We start from the raw sequence: 14,247 nt of genomic DNA, 5'->3' as shown, positions 1-14,247 counted from the left end.
ATGGCTAAGTTTCGCGTTCCCGCGCTGATGACGGCCATAAGCGTCCTGGCCGGTTGCTCGCTGGCGCCGGACTACCACGTGCCGCCCACGCCTGTCGTCGCGCAATACAAAACGACGGGGCCCTGGATCAGCGCGCAACCGGCCGATCAACTGAGCCGCACCGGCTGGTGGAAAAGCTACAACGACGCCGGCCTCGACGATCTCGAGCAACGGCTGCTTGCGAACAACACGGATCTTGCCGCGGCGCTCGCGCATTACAGGCAGGCGCAGGCATTCGTGGATCAGGTCTCGGCGGGGCTGTTTCCGAAAGTCACCGCGAGCGCGGTTCCGCAACGCGATAGGCAGTCGAGGACGCGGCCGTTGCGCGCTGGCGGTCCCGACGACTACAACTCCGCGACGCTTAGCGGTGAAGTCGATTACGACCTCGATTTATGGGGCCGCGTGCGTGATTCGGTAGCGGCGGGGAAGGATGAAGCGCAAGCGTCGAAAGCCGATCTTGCATCGGTGCAGTTGAGTTTGCAGATCCAGCTCGCCGATAGCTACATCCGCCTGCGTGGGCTCGATCAGCAGACGCAATTGCTGACCGACACCGTCAAGGCTTTCGCGCGCGCGTTGCAGCTTACGCAAACGCTGCATGGCGGCGGAATTGTGTCAGGACTCGATGTGTCGCGCGCACAGACGCAGTTGTCGTCGGCGAAATCGCAGTTATCGCAGAACCTGGCGCAACGCGCGTTGATCGAGCATGCGATCGCGGAATTGATTGGCGCTTCGGCATCCGAGTTCAGTTTGCCGCAACAGACGGCGTCTATCACGTTGCCGGTGATTCCGGCCGGCTTGCCGTCGACCTTGTTGCAGCGCCGGCCGGATATTGCCGCAGCCGAGCGCCGGGTGGCCGAAGCGAACGCGAAGATCGGCGTGGCGCGCGCGGCTTATTTCCCGTCGATCACGCTGAGCGTGCAAGGTGGGTTTCAGAGTTCCGCTTATGCCGGATTGCTCAGCGCGCCCAACCTGTTCTGGGCCATCGGTCCGCAACTCGTGCAGTACGTCTTTGATGGCGGTTTGCGCCGCGCACAGCTCGATACCGCGAAAGCGGCAACCGATGAAGCGGGCGCGCGGTATCGTGGCGTGGTGTTGTCGGCGTTCCAGCAGATCGAAGACAATCTTTCGCTGCTCCAGGATCTCGGCACGGCGCTCGAGCAGCAACGCGATGCCGGCAATTCTGCGCAACATTCCGTCGATCTCGCGTTGAACCGGTACAGGCAAGGTGCAGTAGGTTATCTCGACGTGGTGCAGGCACAGACCGCCGCGCTCGATGCGCAACGTGCTGTCCTCGACATACAGACGCGGCAACTGAGCGCGAACGTGCAACTGGTGAAGGCGCTGGGCGGTGGCTGGTCCAGCGACGAACTGGCGAGCACGGCGCAGGCTCCGGCGCTCGTGGCTGAGACCGGGCCAAAAGGCTAGGGAAGAAGGCGCACCGGACGGTGCGCCTTTTTTCAACGCATTGCGTGAGCGTCAAACCACGTTGATCACGACATCGATATTCCCGCGTGTCGCCTTCGAATACGGACACGTCTCGTGCGCCGCATTCGCCAACGCGCTCGCAACTTCCCGGTCCAGCCCGGGCAGGCTGATGTTCAGACGCGCTTGCAGGAAATAGGCGCCATCGGTCGTGCCGAGATCGATTTCGGCATCGACCGCCGTCTCGGCCGGAAGCCTGACTTTGAGCTTTGCCGCGGCAATTCCCATCGCGCCGATAAAACACGCCGACCAGCCCGCCGCCAGCAATTGCTCGGGATTCGTCCCCGCGAAGGTCGAGCCGGGAGCGGCGAGCTTGATATCGAGCCGCGCGTCCGAACTCTGCGAAGCGCCGTCGCGGCCGCCGGTCGTGTGTGTCTTGCCTGTGTACAGTACTTTTTCGATTCGGGTCATGATGGATTCCTTAGCTGGAGTTGTTTGACTACTTGAATGGTCGCCGTCCTAATTCTGCGCGAGAAGGGCCGTGAGCGCCGCCTCGGTTTGCGCATAATGGCCTTCGCCGAAATGCGTGTAGGCCACCTGACCGTTTTTATCGATGAGATAAATCGCTGGCCAGTATTGGTTGTTGTATGCGCTCCACGTTGCGTACTGGTTGTCTTGTGCAACCGGGTAGGTGATGTCGAAGCGCTTGAGCGCGGTCCTGACGTTGTCCGTGCTGCGCTCGAACGGATACTCGGGCGTATGCACGCCGATCACCACGAGTCCCTGATCCTTGTACTTCTGGTTCCAGCTCTTGACGTGGGGCAGCGTGTTGATGCAATTGCTGCACGTGTAGGTCCAGAAGTCGACCAGCACGACCTTGCCGCGCAATTGCTGCAAGGTTAGTGGATCGCTGTTGAGCCATTTATCGATGCCTGTGAATTCCGGCGCGATGGCGTCGGGCTGGCTGGTCTTGTGCGACCCCGCGATTGCCCCGCGGCTGCTTTCGGCGACGGCGGCGACTGTGGCAACGCCGGCAACTGCTGCAAAGAGGGCGACGGTCCTGAGTGAGGAGCGCATTTCAAAGTCCTTTGAGTGCGGGAAGAAACGACGCAATCCAGGAGTAGGCAAGGATGTCGTATTGGAGATAGATGGCGAGTGCGGTCAGCACGACGAGCACACCAAACACTTGTTGGAGCCGGTGCGCATGGCGCGCCACGATCCGCACGCGCTGCGTGACAAATTGGCCGCCATAGATGATTGCGAGCATCGGAATGGCCGCGCCGATGGCATAGAGCGCGAGCAGCAAGGCCGACCACTGGAAGTCCTGCGCCTTGACGACCAGCAGCAGGATCGATGCAAGCACCGGTCCGGCGCACGGCGTCCACACCGCACCAAGTGACATACCCAGCACAAAACCACCCGCATTGCCGTTGCGCGGCCCGACGCCCGGCGATGAAGGACACATGCGCTGCAACTGCGGTTGCACGCGCGCCACGAGCCAGTCATAGGGCGCCGGCCACACGCGCAGCAATCCGGACAGCGCGAGCAGCGCAATGCCGGTGTTGCGCAGCGCCTGTTGGGCAATGTGCACGGAGCTTGAAACGGCGCCGAGCAGCATTGCGAACGAGGCAAAGGTCAGGATGAATCCGGCGATGATAAAAAGCGGCCGCACGCGGCTCGGCCGATCCACCGAGCTGCCGAGCAGGATCGGCATCACGGGCAGGATGCAGGGCGACGCTATGGTCAAGAGACCTGCCAGAAGGGCGAGCGGTGTTTCGATCAGGTTGTGCACGATGAGCTTCCGTCGGTTGGCGTGATTGCATTTGAACGCCTGCACGTATCTGGCTTGTGTCGTGATAACCCCGTCTGTGAAAGGTTTTGTATCGTGTACGGACCCAGATACATTGCGACATAAAACTTTTCGGATGCGGCGCTATAAAGCAGACATCGATAAAACGGAGAGCTTTATGAACGCCGATCTGCTGCGAGGATCCTGTCATTGCGGGACCGTCAAATTCGAAGTCCGCACGGCGGTCGTGCCGGCATCGCGCTGCAATTGCAGCCTGTGCCGCCGCAAGGGCGCGCTGATGACGCCGCCTTTCGCCGCGAGTGATCTAAAGATACTGAGCGGTGAGGGCGCGCTGACGCTCTACCAGTTCAATAGCCGCGTGGCGAAGCACTTTTTCTGCAGGCACTGCGGTATCTATCCGTTTCATCAGACGCGCAAAGACCCGCTGCTGTGGCGGGTCAACATCGGTTGCCTTGAAGGTGTCGATCCGTATACGCTTGAAGCCGGCGTCGCCGATGGCGCCAGCCTGTCTGTCGTGGAAGTCGCGGAGGACGCATGAGACGGTTTCTCGCAATCGTCGCCTTCCTCGCGGGCGGGATCGCGACAGAAATGGCGCATCCGGTGCAATGCGAGTTGATCAACGCGAGCCGGATGCTGGTGAAACGCAGGAAGGGATGATCCCAAGATGGAAACCACCGACCACGTGCTGATCGTCGACGACGACCGCGGTATCCGCGAACTCCTCGCCACGTATCTGGAGAAGAACGGCATGCGGGTGTCGCTTGCCGCCAACGGCCGCCAGATGCGCGCTGTGCTGGAGCAGGGCGCGCCCGACCTGATCGTGCTCGACCTGATGATGCCGGGCGAAGACGGACTCGTGCTGTGCCGTGAGTTGCGGGCGAGCAAATTCCGAGCGGTGCCGGTATTGATGCTGACCGCGCGCAGCGAGGAGGCGGACAGGATCGTCGGCCTGGAAATGGGCGCAGACGACTACCTCGCCAAACCGTTTGCGGTGCGTGAACTCCTCGCGCGGATCCGGGCGGTGCTGCGGCGCGTGCGCATGCTGCCCCCTGGAATGGAGGTGACGGAATCAGCGCAAATCCTGAGCTTTGGCGACTGGCGGCTCGACACCACCGCGCGGCATCTGCTCGATGCGGACGGCACCATGGTCGCGCTGAGCGGCGCGGAGTATCGCCTGTTGCGCGTTTTTCTCGACAACCCGCAACGCGTCCTCACGCGCGATCAATTGCTCAACCTCACCCAGGGCCGCCAGGCCGATCAGTTCGACCGGTCGATCGATCTGATGGTGAGCCGCTTGCGGCAGCGCCTTCAGGATGTTGCGCGCGAACCGCGTTACATCAAGACGCTCCGCAGTGAAGGTTATGTATTTTCGGCGGCGGTGATCCCGCTCGAAGGACCACAATGAGCCCGCAATCGCCATTGCGCTGGCCGCGAACGCTGTTCGCCAGGCTCGCGCTGATTCTTCTGGTCGGTCTCGCGCTGGCTCAGACCATGTCGTTCTGGCTCACCATGACCGAGCGCGACCAGTCGATGACCAACGTCATGACGGGTTATATCGAACGCGAGGTGACGAGTTCGGTGGCGCTGCTGGATCTTCTGCCGGCGGACCAGCGTGCCGCATGGCTGCCGCGGCTGGAACGACGCAGCTACGCCTTCATTCTCGGGCCGGGCGTGAGCGGCGAGGCGCCTGATGAGAAGTTGTCGGCGCGCGTGGCGGCGTCGATAGAAGAGGGTATTGGCAAGCGCTATCCATTGACGGTGAACGCCGTTCCCGGTGGCATGGAACGCCTGCAGGTCCATCTGCGCCTGAGCGACGGCTCGCCGCTGACCATCGATCTGCGTCCCATGTCGGGCACGCCGTTGTCGCCGTGGCTGCCGCTCGTGCTCGTGATGCAACTGCTTGTCCTCGCTGCGTGTTGCTGGTTCGCAGTGCGCCTGGCAACGCGCCCGCTCAAGCAGTTGGCAATCGCCGCCGATACACTCGGACCCGACCTCAAGGCAAGCCGGCTGCCCGAGGACGGCCCGGACGAAGTGGCGCGCGCGGCGAGGGCATTCAACGCCATGCAGGATCGCGTCGCCATGTACATGACCGAACGCATGCAGATCCTCGCATCGATTTCGCACGATCTGCAGACGCCGATCACGCGCATGCGTTTGCGTGTCGACGTGATGGAGGAGAGCGCGCAAAGCGGCAAGCTCCAACAGGATTTGCAGGAGATGGAGACGCTCGTGAAGGAGGGTGTGACGTACGCGCGGACCTTGCATGGCGCAACCGAGGTGCCTTGCCGTATCGATCCTGACGCGTTGTTCGACAGCCTGGTGTGCGATTACGTCGATGCCGGGAAGCAGGTCTCGATGCAAGGCATCATCAGGCGTTCGCTGGTGACGCGTCCTCAGGCGTTGCGGCGCATCGTGTGCAATCTGGTCGATAACGCGCTGAAGTTCGGCGGCGAGGCAAAGATCGACGTAGGGGCAGCGCCAGACGGAAAGGTGACGATCTCGGTGCTCGATCGCGGTCCGGGCATACCGCTCGAATCAATGCAAGCGGTGTTCGAACCGTTCTTCCGCGTGGAGAGCTCGCGTAACCGCAATACCGGGGGCACGGGACTCGGACTTGCGATCGCGCGGCAACTCGCATTGGCCATGGACGCAACGCTCACGTTGCACAACCGCAGCGGTGGCGGCCTTGAGGCGCGGCTCGTACTGAAGAATATCGGGTGACCACATGCCTTCATTTCGGGGCGATATCGCGTTCCACGCGCTTGATATGCTGCTCGACGTAGAACGCCGCGGCATCGGCGTCGCCTTGAATGACCGCCTCGTAGATCAGCCGATGCTCCGCCACATACAGCCGGATGCGGCCGGCGTCGTAAATGCCTTCGTCTTTCAGGCGCTTCCACAAAGGCTGGTCCATTGAACTCGCGACTTCATCGGCGATCTTGACCATCAAGGCATCGCCCGTCATCACGGCGAGTTGCCGGTGAAACAAGCGGTCGCTGCTGTTCCAAAGCGCGCGCTGCGCCGGGTCGTCTATGTCATGCACGCTTTCCATCTGATTCAGATACTGCTCCGCCATGCTGTCCCGCTGGCCGCGAATCGCGGCGCGCCGCGCGATGGCCGGTTCGAGCACCATGCGTACATCGAGCGTGGAACTCGGGCTGAAGTCCGCAGTTTCTGTGCTGTTCGTATTCGGCCGTGAAAGACGGTCGAATGCGTCACCGCACACGAAGGTTCCGGAGTTCCGCTTTGTGACGACCAAACCTTCGTTTTGCAGTGCGCCGATTGCTTCGCGAACGGCCGGCCGTCCCACGCCGAACAATGCGGCAAGATCGCGCTCCGACGGCAAACGCGACTCCGGCATGAAGCGGCCGGCCGCGATTTCATCGCGGATTTTCTGCGATACCTGTTCATAGATTTGCCTGGGCCGGAACGACCCGTCGAGTTCGGCGTGCACCGCTGACATTCGTAAATCTCGCTCGTGTAATCAAACCGCGTGGTCAAAAGCAAAACCAGAATTGGTCCGAGTTATTTTGAAATGGTTGCGACCTTGACCCGTTGTGGCATACATTAACTGGTCTGCAATAAAGACCAGTATAGTCCCACACGGAGCGAAATAAATGAATAAGGCTGTCGCAGGTTTTATGGTCGCCGCCGCGACCCTCGCAAGCATGGGCGCCCACTCGCAAGAGGTGGTGACGATAGGTCATTCGGCGCCGCTGACAGGGCCGCAAGCGGTCAACGGCAAGGACAACGAGAACGGCGCACGCCTTGCGGTGGAAGATCTGAACAAAAAAGGCGTCACGGTTGCGGGGAAGAAGGTGACGTTTAAACTGGATTCGGAAGACGACCAGGCTGATCCGAAAATTGGCGTTCAAATCGCCCAGAAGCTGGCCGATGGCGGCGTAGTCGCCGTGCTCGGACCGTACAACTCCGGCGTTGCGATTCCGGCGTCGCGTGTCTTCAACACGGCCGGCATTCCGATGCTGCCGGTTGCATCGAATCCTGCGTTGACCACGCAAGGCTTCAAGAATATTTTCCGCATAGGGGCAAGCGACGAACAACTGGGCGGCGCCATGGCCGTGTTCGCGAAGAAGACGCTCAAGGCGAAGACGGCGGCGGTTATCGACGATCGTACGGCTTACGGTCAGGGCGTGGCCGAACAGTTCGTGAACGTGGCGAAGGCGCAAGGCATCCAGATTGTCGATAGCCAATACACCAACTCCAGCGCGACCGATTTTCTGGGCATCCTGACCACGATCAAGGCGAAGAACCCCGACGTCATCTTCTTCGGCGGATACGCGGCACAAGGCGCGCCGATGGCCAAGCAAATGCGTCAACGCGGATTGCGCGCCAAGCTGCTCGGCGGCGACGGCATCTGTTCCGCCGACATGGGCAAGGTCGCGGGCGACGCGGCGTCGATCGTGTATTGCGCGCAAGGCGGCACCTCGCTCGAGAAAACCGCGGCGGGACGTGACTTCGTCAAGCGCTACAAGGACACGTATCACACCGACACGCAGGTCTACGCCGTGAGCTATTACGACGGCATGATGCTGCTTGCCGACGCAATGGTGAAAGCCGGCACGACCACGGACAAGGCCAAGCTGACTGCGCAACTCGCGAAGACGGACTACAAGGGCATTGCGGGAACCTATTCCTTCGATGCAAAAGGCGACCTGAAAGGCGCCCCCACGACCGTCTACGAGATCAAGGACGGCCTGCCGGTCGCTTATGGGCAATGAAGCGAACCATGAAGCATGGCTATGAAGCGTGAAGTAAGCGGACCAGACAAGAAATGAAAATCACGAATGCAATCAGCGCGGTCGAAGTTCATACCGGAGGGGAGGCGTTTCGCATCGTGACGAGCGGCTTGCCGAAGATGCAAGGCAAGACGATCGTCGCGCGCCGTGCGTGGCTCAAGGAACATGCGGATCATATTCGCCGCGCGCTGATGTTCGAACCGCGCGGCCACGCCGACATGTACGGTGGCTACCTCACCGAACCTGTCAGCGAAGGCGCCGACTTTGGCATCATCTTCGTTCACAACGAGGGTTACAGCGATCATTGCGGCCATGGCGTGATCGGGCTTGCAACGGCGGCGGTCGAGCTTGGCTGGATCGAGCGGACGATGCCGGAAACCCGCGTGGGTATCGATGCACCTTGTGGTTTCATCGAAGCATTCGTGCAGTGGGACGGCAACCATGCGGGCAATGTGCGCTTCGTCAACGTGCCGTCGTTCATCTGGCAACGCGATGTGACTGTCGAGACGCCATCGTTTGGCAGCGTGACCGGTGACATCGCATTTGGCGGCGCGTTTTATTTCTATACCGATGGCGCGCCGTTCGACTTGCCGATCCGCGAATCTTCGGTCGACAAGCTGATCCAGTTCGGCGCCGAAGTGAAGGCCGCAGCCAACGCGGCGGTGAAGGTCGTGCATCCGGAGATTCCGGAGTTGAACCATATCTACGGCACGATCATCGCAAACGAGGCGCGCCATGCGGGTTCATCGCAGGCGAATTGTTGTGTGTTCGCCGACCGCGAAGTCGATCGCTCGCCTACCGGCTCGGGCACGGCGGGCCGTGTCGCGCAACTGTACTTGCGCGGCTTGTTGAAGAAGGACGAAACGCTCGTCAACGAATCGGTGATCGGCACCATCTTCAAGGGCCGCGTGCTGAGCGAAACAAAACTCGGTTCCTTCGATGCCGTCATCCCCGAGATCGAAGGCAACGCGTATATCTGCGGTTTTGCGAACTGGATCATCGACGATCGCGACCCGCTCACCTACGGCTTCCTGGTGCGATGAACATGATCGAGTCCTTCGATGAACAACAGACGGCAGCGCTGCTTCCCTATCCTGAACTCGTCGATGCCTTGAGTGTTGCGGTCACTGAATATGGCGCGCAAAAGATCGTCAGTCCGGAACGGCTCGTCGTGCCGTTGCAGGCAAACGGCGTCATGTTGTCGATGCCGGCCAGCGCCACCGATCTCGCGATCCACAAGCTCGTGAACGTCTGTCCGGGAAATGGGGCAAAGGGTTTTCCGACCATTCACGGACAAGTGACGGCATACGATTCGATCACCGGACAAGCGTTTTTTACGCTCGATGGCCCGACGGTCACGGGCAGGCGAACGGCCGGGATATCGGCGCTTGGCATCAGGCGTCTTGCACGCAGCGTGAAGTCGATCCTGCTGATTGGCACCGGCAAACAGGCAAGCAATCATGCCGAAGCGTTTGCGGCGCTTTTTCCGGACGCCGTGCTTTACGTCAAGGGTTCGTCGTTGCAATCGGCGCAGCGGTTTGCTTCAACACGCCAGGGGATCGTCGCACTCGACAAGGACGTCGTGCCAGATGATATTGACGTGGTCGTCACGCTCACCACAAGCAGGACGCCGGTCTATCACGACGCGGCGCGTGCGACGCGGCTGGTTGTGGGTGTCGGCGCATTCACGCCGGATGGCGCGGAAATCGCGGCGTCCATCGTGCATGGAAGCGATGTGGTGGTGGACGATCCCGCGGGCGCGAAACACGAAGCGGGCGATCTGATTCAGGCGGGGATCGACTGGATGAAGGTCGGTGCGCTGGCTGATGTCATAGCCGGGTCGTGGAGCGCGTCGGCAGATCGGCCGGTGGTGTTCAAGACCGTCGGATGCGCCGCGTGGGATCTGGCTGCAGCGCGGCTCGCGCGCGAGCGGTTATCGAAAAAGTAGCTCCACAAGGACCGCTGAGCGAAAAACGCCAGGCCAGCACGCGGCCCGTCGGCCATTTGAAGGCTGGCGGTAACACCGCGTGGGGATTGCACGGATTGATGACTGGGAAGGGCCGGTCAGCCTGGCAGCAATGTAATGCCGAAGCGAGGCGCGGCATCGATCATCCGCCTGATGTCTTCAGGGCCCGGCGCCGTGGGCGTGACCGGACCGGTCTCTGCATGCGCGCAGGTATCGACAAAATCATCGAAGCCGGCGGGCGTGCAGACGAGCATGTATCGCGATGGCTGATCCGTATTATTCGCCAGCCGATGCGGCACGTTTCGCGGCAGGAGCGCGGTCTCGCCGGCACGCACGCTGACCTGTTCTCCGTCGATGGTGATATCCACAACACCTTCCAGCACAGTGATGGTCTCTTCCTCGCGATCGTGAACATGCAGCGGCGTAGCCCGATGCGGAGGGCCGAAGATCTCCATCATGCAGAAAACGCCTGCGGTGTCCTTTCCGGAAATCAGCAGGCGGATGCGCGTGCCTGCGAAGTTGTATTCGGGTGCTTGGGTGTTCAACACGAACATGGCGTTCCTCTCGATGTAGTCGGGTTTGGCTGCTCACTATAGGCCTCACACCGTTCAAGAAATATAGTCCCGCCTGCCGTAACATTCACGGCAACTTAGCGTGAATGATCGATGAAAAACCTCAGACAATTCATGAGCTTCGCGGCGGTCGCACGAAACAGCAGCTTCGCCGCGGCGGCGCGCGAACTGGGTCTTGCGCCGTCGTCTGTGGCTAAAAGCGTCGCGCGCCTGGAGAGCGAGCTTGGCGTGCGCCTGTTTCACAGGACGACCCGCGCGGTACGGTTGACGGCGGAGGGCGATGCGCTGTTCGCACGTTGCGCTCGCGTGCTGGAAGAGATCGATTCGCTGGAGTTATCAGCTGCGCGATTACCCGAAGCACCCTCAGGAACATTGCGAGTCGGCGCGCCGATTGGTTATGGAACCCGCAAGATCGTGCCCGTGATCAACCGCTTGCTCAGCGCGTATCCGCAACTTAACGTCGATATTCGACTGACCGACGAGCGTGTGAATCTGGTCACCGAAGGGCTGGATGCCGTGGTGCGGATCGGCGCGCTGGACGACTCGGGTCTGGTCGCGCGCCGCATCGACCAACAGCATCTGGTGCTGTGCGCAAGTCCGGGATATCTGAGCGCGAACGGCACACCGAAATCTGTTGCCGAGGTTGAACAGCGACCGGTCATATTGTTCAGGATGCCTACCAATGGTCGCGAGCGCCCGCTTGAGTTCGTGGTTGACGGTCGGGCTATCCAGTTGCGCCCACGTTCGCGGTTCGCTCTAAGTCATGGTGATGCCATGGTCGAAGCGGTGCTTGACGGCGCGGGAATTGCACAAGTGCCCGAGCACATGGCCGAGCGTCATCTCAGGAACGGGACGCTGGTCGAACTATTGCCCGAATGCCGGCCTGCGCCGCTGCCGGTGAACGTCATAACACCCGGCGCTCGGATGATGCCGCCGAGGGTTCGCGTGTTTATCGACGCGCTGATATCGCGAGGTCTGGGAAGCGGGTAAACCCGCTTCAAGATTTCGTTGACATCGGACGGGCCGGTTACTAGAGTGAATGTACTTTGGATGCATAGGACGTTTTTGATCAAAATGTTCAACTCATCCGATCCCACGTGGCAAGCCGGCAAAAGAGCGGACGCCATCATTCTGGAGACGTTCATGACGCAGCAGCGGCCTCGTTGGGTACTCATCACTTTGTTATTCGTGGGCGGGATGATCAGCTACCTCGACCGGGCGGCTTTATCGATCACTGCGCCGTTGATCTCCAAAGATCTGCATCTCGATCCCGCGCAACTCGGGATTGTGTTCAGCAGTTTTTTTGTCGGCTATGCGCTGTTCTGCTTTGTGGGCGGTTACGCGTCTGACCGCTTTGGCCCGAAAGCGGTGCTGAGCGTCTCGATGCTGGTCTGGTCGCTCTTCTGCGGCCTCACGGCGGGCGTCTTCAGCATTGCGAGCCTTCTGGTCGTGCGTGTGATCTTCGGCATGGGAGAGGGGCCGTACTGCGCGAACATCAACAAGCTTGTATCGAACTGGTTTGCCCGCAAGGATCAGGCGACGGCAATCGGCGTGGCCAATTCAGGGCAGTCGTTCGGCGCCGCGCTTGCCGGGCCGATCGTCGGGCTTATTGCAGTGAGCGCCGGATGGCGGACGTCGTTTGTGGTGATCGCGTCGGTTGGCGTACTGTGGGTCATTGCATGGATGTTATGGGCGAAAGACAAGCCCGATGTCGCACCCGAATCCGGTCTTGACGCGCGTCAGGAACGAGCCGAAATTCAGCACGCGCCGGCCGGAGAAACGGGCCCGCTGCTTACCTATATATTGCGTCCCGGCATCCTCGCGACAGCGTTTGCGTTCTTCGGCTACGCATACATTCTGTACTTCTTCCTCTCGTGGTTCCCCAGTTACCTGACGATGGCCCATCACCTCAGCATCCAGAAGATGTCGGTGGTGAGCGTGATCCCGTGGCTGGTCGGAACGACGGGCCTGGTGGCGGGCGGCTTCGTGTGCGACTGGATTTACCGCAAGACGGGCCGGGCGATATTCGCGCGCAAGCTGGTGCTGATCACGAGCCTCGCTGCGGGCGCGGTGTGCATCGCCGCGACGGGCGCCGTGACCGACCTGACGTTCGCCGTCACGTTGATGGCTGTCGCAGTCTTCTTCATGTATGCATCGTTCAACACGTACTTCGCGATCATCCTCGATACCGTCGAGAAAAATCGCGTCGGCGCAGTGAGCGGGTTCGTGCATCTGATCGCGAATCTGGCGGGCATCGTGGCGCCGGCCGCAACAGGGTTTTTGGTGCAATGGTCGGGCAACTTCAAGAGCGCGTTCCTTTTGACAGGTTTGATTGCGGCGCTCGGAGCCATATCCGTTGCGATTTTCGTGCGCTCGCCCAAGGAGCAATTGTCCTTTGAAGCCGAACCGGCCCGAAGCTGAAGCAAACTGCCACTTTCACGGACACTCAAGATGACCTACTTCGCGACTGTCGAAGAACTGCGGATCGAGGCGAGAAGGCGTGTGCCGAAGATGTTCTACGAATATGTCGATGCCGGTTCGTGGACCGAATCCACATATCGTGCGAACTCGGACGACTTCGCCAAGCTGCATTTCCGCCAGCGCGTGGCAGTGGATTTCAGCGTCCGCAACCTCGCCACGACCATGGCGGGAATACCCGTCACCATGCCCGTGGCGCTCGCGCCGACGGGACTCACCGGCATGCAGCACGCCGACGGCGAGATTCTCGCGGCGCGCGCGGCGGAGCGATTTGGTGTGCCGTTCACCTTGTCGACCATGAGCATTTGCTCGATCGAAGACGTTGCCGGCGCGACCACGCGGCCGTTCTGGTTCCAGCTCTACATGATGCGGGACCGCGGGTTTATCGCGAGCCTGATCAAGCGTGCGGAAGAGGCGGGATGTTCCGCGCTCGTGTTGACCCTTGATTTGCAGATTCAGGGACAACGTCACAAGGACCGCAAGAACGGCTTGTCGGCGCCGCCGAAACTGACGCCGCGCAATCTCGTGAACATGATGAGCCGCCCGCGCTGGTGCGCCGGCATGCTGGGTACGACGCGGCGAACATTCGGCAATATCGTCGGGCATGCGCCCGGCGTGACCGGCATTGCTTCCATGGCTGACTGGGCCACGGATCAGTTCGATGCCACCCTCACATGGAAGGATGTGGAATGGGTGCGTCGACTGTGGAAGGGCAAGCTGATCGTGAAGGGCATTCTCGATCCGGAAGATGCGTTGATGGCCGCCCGATGCGGCGCCGATGCGCTGGTTGTATCGAATCATGGAGGGCGTCAGCTTGACGGCGCGTTATCGACTATTTGCGCGTTGCCTCATATTGCCGATGCCGTTCGTGGCGAGATGGAAGTGCATATGGATGGCGGCATTCGTTCCGGTCAGGACGTGCTGAAGGCGCTCGCGTGCGGTGCGAGCGCGGTGTATATAGGCCGCGCTTTTTTATACGGACTCGGCGCGGGTGGAGAGGCAGGCGTGACGCGTTGCCTCGAAATCATTCGCAGCGAATTGGACCTGACCATGGCGCTGTGCGGCATTACAGATGTGCGCGGGGTCGACTGCCGCGCGCTGACATCGGGCGGCCATTTGCGCGCGCCGGCGATTGCCGCCGAACCTCACACGGAACACCTTGCAGCCGTTCAGGCGGCGTGAGCACACAAGCTTTAACCGGAG

At 61.0% G+C, this 14,247-nt stretch carries 16 protein-coding genes; 11 read left to right on the top strand and 5 right to left on the bottom strand.

What is annotated here, in order from left to right; all coding sequences use genetic code 11:
• On the top strand, positions 1-1,464 hold the full coding sequence (locus HB633_RS03080) for an efflux transporter outer membrane subunit (RefSeq protein WP_213777162.1): 1,464 nt from the start codon (positions 1-3) through the stop codon (positions 1,462-1,464).
• Between the two features lie 51 nt (positions 1,465-1,515).
• Here the strand turns inward: HB633_RS03080 and HB633_RS03075 are convergent, their stop codons facing one another.
• Genes HB633_RS03075 through HB633_RS03065 form a run of 3 tightly spaced genes read right to left on the bottom strand, consistent with a single transcriptional unit; the run spans position 1,516 to position 3,253 of the window.
• Complete coding sequence (locus tag HB633_RS03075) at positions 1,516-1,932, bottom strand: organic hydroperoxide resistance protein (RefSeq protein ID WP_213776615.1); 417 nt, start codon at positions 1,930-1,932, stop codon at positions 1,516-1,518.
• A gap of 48 nt (positions 1,933-1,980) precedes the next feature.
• A complete protein-coding gene (locus HB633_RS03070) occupies positions 1,981-2,538 on the bottom strand; it encodes a thioredoxin family protein (RefSeq protein WP_213776614.1) in 558 nt (185 codons plus the stop codon).
• A 1-nt stretch (position 2,539) separates the two neighbouring features.
• The gene (locus HB633_RS03065) at positions 2,540-3,253 is read right to left on the bottom strand and encodes a cytochrome c biogenesis protein CcdA (RefSeq protein WP_213776613.1); all 714 of its coding nucleotides are present in this window, start codon (positions 3,251-3,253) and stop codon (positions 2,540-2,542) included.
• Positions 3,254-3,428: 175 nt separating this feature from the next.
• Here HB633_RS03065 and HB633_RS03060 point away from each other — a divergent pair, with 175 nt between their 5' ends.
• From HB633_RS03060 to HB633_RS03050, 4 genes are read left to right on the top strand one after another with little or no spacing between them, the layout of a single operon-like run.
• Positions 3,429-3,809 (top strand): GFA family protein, encoded by a 381-nt coding sequence (locus HB633_RS03060; protein WP_213776612.1) that lies wholly within the window; start codon positions 3,429-3,431, stop codon positions 3,807-3,809.
• Complete coding sequence (locus HB633_RS30745; protein WP_255580722.1) at positions 3,806-3,928, top strand: hypothetical protein; 123 nt, start codon at positions 3,806-3,808, stop codon at positions 3,926-3,928. Before HB633_RS03060 ends, HB633_RS30745 begins: the two co-directional genes overlap by 4 nt.
• Before the next feature lie 7 nt (positions 3,929-3,935).
• Positions 3,936-4,676, top strand: coding sequence for a response regulator (locus tag HB633_RS03055; protein WP_213776611.1), 741 nt, complete (start codon positions 3,936-3,938; stop codon positions 4,674-4,676).
• A complete protein-coding gene (locus tag HB633_RS03050; protein ID WP_213776610.1) occupies positions 4,673-5,992 on the top strand; it encodes a HAMP domain-containing sensor histidine kinase in 1,320 nt (439 codons plus the stop codon). Before HB633_RS03055 ends, HB633_RS03050 begins: the two co-directional genes overlap by 4 nt.
• A 10-nt stretch (positions 5,993-6,002) precedes the next feature.
• Here the strand turns inward: HB633_RS03050 and HB633_RS03045 are convergent, their stop codons facing one another.
• Entirely contained in the window at positions 6,003-6,734 is a 732-nt protein-coding gene (locus tag HB633_RS03045; protein ID WP_213776609.1) for a GntR family transcriptional regulator, read from the bottom strand.
• 154 nt (positions 6,735-6,888) lie between these two features.
• Here HB633_RS03045 and HB633_RS03040 point away from each other — a divergent pair, with 154 nt between their 5' ends.
• The 3 genes from HB633_RS03040 to lhpI are packed head-to-tail and all read left to right on the top strand — an operon-like array spanning position 6,889 to position 9,976.
• Positions 6,889-8,010 carry a branched-chain amino acid ABC transporter substrate-binding protein gene (locus HB633_RS03040; RefSeq protein ID WP_213776608.1) on the top strand — a complete coding sequence of 374 codons (1,122 nt, stop codon included), beginning with the start codon at positions 6,889-6,891 and terminating at the stop codon, positions 8,008-8,010.
• 53 nt (positions 8,011-8,063) lie between these two features.
• On the top strand, positions 8,064-9,071 hold the full coding sequence (lhpH, locus tag HB633_RS03035; protein WP_213776607.1) for a trans-3-hydroxy-L-proline dehydratase: 1,008 nt from the start codon (positions 8,064-8,066) through the stop codon (positions 9,069-9,071).
• A 2-nt stretch (positions 9,072-9,073) separates the two neighbouring features.
• Positions 9,074-9,976: a bifunctional Delta(1)-pyrroline-2-carboxylate/Delta(1)-piperideine-2-carboxylate reductase gene (gene lhpI / locus HB633_RS03030; protein WP_255580721.1), complete on the top strand. Its 903-nt coding sequence runs from the start codon at positions 9,074-9,076 to the stop codon at positions 9,974-9,976.
• A gap of 116 nt (positions 9,977-10,092) precedes the next feature.
• Here the strand turns inward: lhpI and HB633_RS03025 are convergent, their stop codons facing one another.
• On the bottom strand, positions 10,093-10,548 hold the full coding sequence (locus HB633_RS03025; RefSeq protein ID WP_213776605.1) for a cupin domain-containing protein: 456 nt from the start codon (positions 10,546-10,548) through the stop codon (positions 10,093-10,095).
• Between the two features lie 111 nt (positions 10,549-10,659).
• On the opposite strand from HB633_RS03025, the gene HB633_RS03020 reads away from it, so the two are divergent.
• From HB633_RS03020 to HB633_RS03010, 3 genes are all read left to right on the top strand, one after another.
• Positions 10,660-11,556 carry a LysR family transcriptional regulator gene (locus tag HB633_RS03020; RefSeq protein ID WP_213776604.1) on the top strand — a complete coding sequence of 299 codons (897 nt, stop codon included), beginning with the start codon at positions 10,660-10,662 and terminating at the stop codon, positions 11,554-11,556.
• Positions 11,557-11,709: 153 nt separating this feature from the next.
• On the top strand, positions 11,710-12,987 hold the full coding sequence (locus tag HB633_RS03015) for an MFS transporter (protein WP_213777161.1): 1,278 nt from the start codon (positions 11,710-11,712) through the stop codon (positions 12,985-12,987).
• A 30-nt stretch (positions 12,988-13,017) separates the two neighbouring features.
• Entirely contained in the window at positions 13,018-14,226 is a 1,209-nt protein-coding gene (locus HB633_RS03010; protein WP_213776603.1) for an alpha-hydroxy acid oxidase, read from the top strand.
• Positions 14,227-14,247 lie beyond the last annotated feature (21 nt).

The sequence above is a fragment of the Caballeronia sp. dw_276 genome (assembly GCF_018449635.1).
In the GTDB taxonomy this organism is placed as follows: domain Bacteria; phylum Pseudomonadota; class Gammaproteobacteria; order Burkholderiales; family Burkholderiaceae; genus Caballeronia.
Note: the sequence above shows the minus strand (reverse complement) of the source record. Positions and strands in the feature narration are given on the sequence as shown.